This window comes from Nocardioides sp. NPDC057577 (assembly GCF_042801335.1).
Lineage (GTDB): Bacteria > Actinomycetota > Actinomycetes > Propionibacteriales > Nocardioidaceae > Nocardioides.
On sequence record NZ_JBHVGB010000298.1, the window covers coordinates 1 to 3,410 of the forward strand.

General features: G+C 68.3%; 4 protein-coding genes. 1 reads left to right on the forward strand and 3 read right to left on the reverse strand.

Going from position 1 to position 3,410, the window contains the following annotated elements; all coding sequences use genetic code 11:
• Positions 1–18: 18 nt before the first annotated feature.
• Both ACFU7D_RS29130 and ACFU7D_RS29135 read right to left on the reverse strand, forming a co-directional pair.
• A complete protein-coding gene (locus ACFU7D_RS29130) occupies positions 19–1,074 on the reverse strand; it encodes a 3-isopropylmalate dehydrogenase (RefSeq protein ID WP_378873884.1) in 1,056 nt (351 codons plus the stop codon).
• Positions 1,075–1,083: 9 nt separating this feature from the next.
• Entirely contained in the window at positions 1,084–1,254 is a 171-nt protein-coding gene (locus ACFU7D_RS29135) for a hypothetical protein (RefSeq protein WP_176884072.1), read from the reverse strand.
• Positions 1,255–1,521: 267 nt separating this feature from the next.
• Between ACFU7D_RS29135 and ACFU7D_RS29140 the strand changes: the two genes are divergently transcribed.
• Positions 1,522–2,091 (forward strand): O-methyltransferase, encoded by a 570-nt coding sequence (locus ACFU7D_RS29140; protein WP_091049459.1) that lies wholly within the window; start codon positions 1,522–1,524, stop codon positions 2,089–2,091.
• Between the two features lie 114 nt (positions 2,092–2,205).
• On the opposite strand, the gene efeB is transcribed toward ACFU7D_RS29140, so the two are convergent.
• Positions 2,206–3,410, reverse strand: a 1,205-nt coding sequence (efeB, locus tag ACFU7D_RS29145; protein WP_378873887.1) for an iron uptake transporter deferrochelatase/peroxidase subunit, incomplete at its 5' end; no start/stop codon positions are given.

Consider the following 3,410-nt stretch of genomic DNA (forward strand, 5'->3'; position numbering starts at 1 on the left):
CCTTCGGGGGATGAGCGTCTAGCCGGCTACGCGGGCGGCGATCGCGTCGCCGACCTCGGAGGTCGTACGTGGCTCCGAACCGCGCTCGGAGAGGTCGGCGAGCACGGCGGTGTCGATGACTGCGGCAGCCTCGGGGTGACCGAGGTGCTCGAGCAGGAGGGCCCCGGACAGGATGGCCGCAGTGGGGTCCGCCTTCTGCTGGCCGGCGATGTCGGGGGCGGAGCCGTGGACGGGCTCGAACATCGAGGGGAACTCCCGGGAGGAGTTGATGTTGCCGGAGGCGGCCAGGCCGATGCCGCCGGTGATGGCAGCGGCGAGGTCGGTGATGATGTCGCCGAAGATGTTGTCGGTGACGATCACGTCGAAGCGGCTCGGGTCGGTGGCGAGGAAGATCATCACGGCGTCGATGTGGAGGTAGTCCACGGTGACGTCGGGGAACTCCTCGGCGACCTGCTGGGTGATCCGCCACCACAGCGAGCCGGCGTTGACGAGCACGTTGGTCTTGTGGACCAGCGTCAGCTTCTTGCGCGGGCGCGCCTGAGCGCGGACGAAGGCGTCGCGTACGACCCGCTCCACGCCGTAGGCGGTGTTGACCGAGGTCTCGGTGGCGACCTCGTGCGGGGTTCCGACCCGCATCGCGCCACCGTTGCCGGTGTAGAGACCCTCGGTGCCCTCGCGCACCACGACGAAGTCGATCTCGCCCTTGTCGAGCACGGCCGGCGACAGCGGGGAGGTCGCCCCCGGGAAGAGCCGCGACGGGCGCAGGTTGACGTAGTGGTCGAGCTCGAAGCGGAGCTTGAGCAGCAGGCCGCGCTCCAGGATGCCCGGGGGCAGGTTCGGGTCGTTGGGCTTGCCGCCGACCGCGCCGAGCAGGATGGCGTCCTGCTCCTTGATCTCAGCGAGCACGGAGGACGGAAGCACCTCGCCGGTGGCGAGATAGCGCTCGGCGCCGAGGTCGTAGCGGGTCTGCTCGAACTTCACCGGTGAAGCGACCTCGAGCACCTTGAGAGCCTCGGCAGTCACCTCCGGTCCGATGCCGTCGCCGGGGATCACTGCGAGGTTGGTCGTAGACATACGGCGAGACTAGTTGTCGTCGGGCAGCTGGCCGCCGTTGTCCCGCAGGTCGAGCGCCTGCTGGACCGCGGCGATGGTGTTCTCGACGCTGTGCGGGTTGTCGGGGTCGTGGCTCGCAGGGCCCCACTCGCGGCCACGCTCGTTATAGTCGGCGGGGCTCTCGGGGTACATCGCGTACATGGCTTCTTCCTTCACACTTCGGGTCAACAGAGGGTGTGGGAGAGAAGCCGGGGTCTTTGGGAAGACGGAAGCCACCGCGACGAGGTGGCTTCTCCTGCGGTCGTTACCGCTGGGCCCCGTCGCGGCACTCGAGTACGAGAAAAATGCTCCGCATGGTGAACTGACGGTAACCCGAGATGTCTCTTCCGTCATCGAATCTGGACCAAAGGTCCGACATCCGAGACACACATGCGGGTAAGTCGTCGGAACATCGGGAAGACTGGTCCTGTGAGCGCACCTCCAGAGCTTCCTGACATCGTGACCCGTGCCTTCGACGTCTCCCGTCGCGCGGGCTATGTGTCGTTCTGCCGCAACGAGACCGGGCGGCTGCTGGCGACTCTGGCGGCCACCCGGAGCGGCACGATGGCAGAGTTCGGCACCGGGTGCGGTGTCGGCACCGCGTGGCTGCGAAGCGGCGTACGCGGCAAGGCCGCTCAGATCGTCTCCGCCGAGCTCGACGAGCACCTCGCCAAGGAGGCCGCCGAGATCTTCGCCGATGATGCGCAGGTCGAGGTCATCGCCGCCGACTGGGGCATCCTGCGCGACCGCGGCCCGTTCGCGCTGCTCTTCCTGGACGCCGAGACCCCCGGCGGAGTCTCCCCCGACCAGCTCTCCGACCTCGTCGAGGAGGGCGGCATCGTCGTCATCGACGACCTCATCCCGACCGACCTGTGGCCGCCGATCGTCTACGGCCGCGTCGACAGCCTGCGCGAGTCCTGGCTCACCGACGAGCGTTTCACCACCGTCGAGGTCATGGTCGCCGCCGACACCAGCGTCCTGCTCGCCACCAAGCGCTGAGGCCGCCCGGGATGCTCACCGAGTTACCTCGGTGAGCATGCGCTTCCTTCGTGGAGTTCCGCGAGGAGAGCGCGCCCTAACCGAGTTACCTCGGTGAGCATCCCGTCCGCCGACCTAGTCGAAGAGCTCCTGAGCCAGGAAGTGGCCTGACTTCGGAGCGCGCGGGACGGCGAAGATCGCCGATCCGACATGGGCGATGTACTCGTTGAGCAGGTCGACACGTCCGAGCTTGCGCTGCAGGTCGACGAAGGCCGCGGGGTCCTTCATGTAGGCGATGAAGAAGAGCCCGGCGTCGAGCTGGCCGAACGAGTTCAGCCCGTCGGTGAAGTTGTAGCCGCGGCGCAGGATCTTGGTTCCCCCGTTGTTCTCCGAGGCGGCCAGGGCGACGTGGGAGGTCGGGTCGATGACCGGCTCGCCGTCGCGTACGGCCTTGAAGTCCGGGGTGTCGAACTCCTTCGACCCAGTCAGCGGTGCGCCCTCAGCCTTGTCGCGGCCGATGGTGAGGTGCTGGGTCTGGATGGTGGTGCCGTCCCAGACCTCGATGTCCATGTTGATCTTGCGGGTGACCAGATAGCTGCCGCCCCGCATCCAGGCCGGCTCGTCCTCGTCCACCACCCAGACGAACTCGTCCAGGTCCTCCTCGGAGGTGATGTTGCGGGTGCCGTCCTTGAGACCCATCAGGTTGCGCGGGGTCTTCTGACCCTTACCGGCCGAGGCACGGCCGAAGCCGAGCACCGTCCAGCGGGTAGTCACCAGGCCGCGTCCGATCCGGATCAGGTCACGGATGGCGTGGTAAGCCACCTGCGGGTCGTCGGCGCAGGCCTGCAGGGCCAGATCGCCGCCGCACAGCTCCGGCTTGAGCTCGTCGGCGGGCAGCCGCGGGATCTCGGCCAACAGCTTCGGCCCCTTCCCTGCCAGGCCGAAGCGGTCGTCGAAGAGACCGGGCCCCAGACCGAGGGTGACGGTGAGCGAGGCCGGCGAGAGGTCGTACGCCTCCCCCGTGTCCTGCGGCACGCCGTTGCTCCTCGTCGGCTCGACGGATCCGACCGGGTTGCCCTTCATCATCGTCGCCATCGCGGCCGACCAACGCGCGAAGAGGACCTTCAGCTGCTCCGTGGTGGTCCCCTCGACGACGTCGAGGGACATGAAGACCAGGTGCCGCTGCGGCGGGGTCGCGATGCCGACTTGGTGGTCGCCGGTGTAGAAGTCGTACGCCTTGGAGAGGTCGAGCCCGTCGGAGGCCGACGCTTCGGCAGGCGAGACGGCGCGGCCGCCGAGGAACCCGACCGCCGCCCCGGCCGCGACGCCGCCCCCGGCGC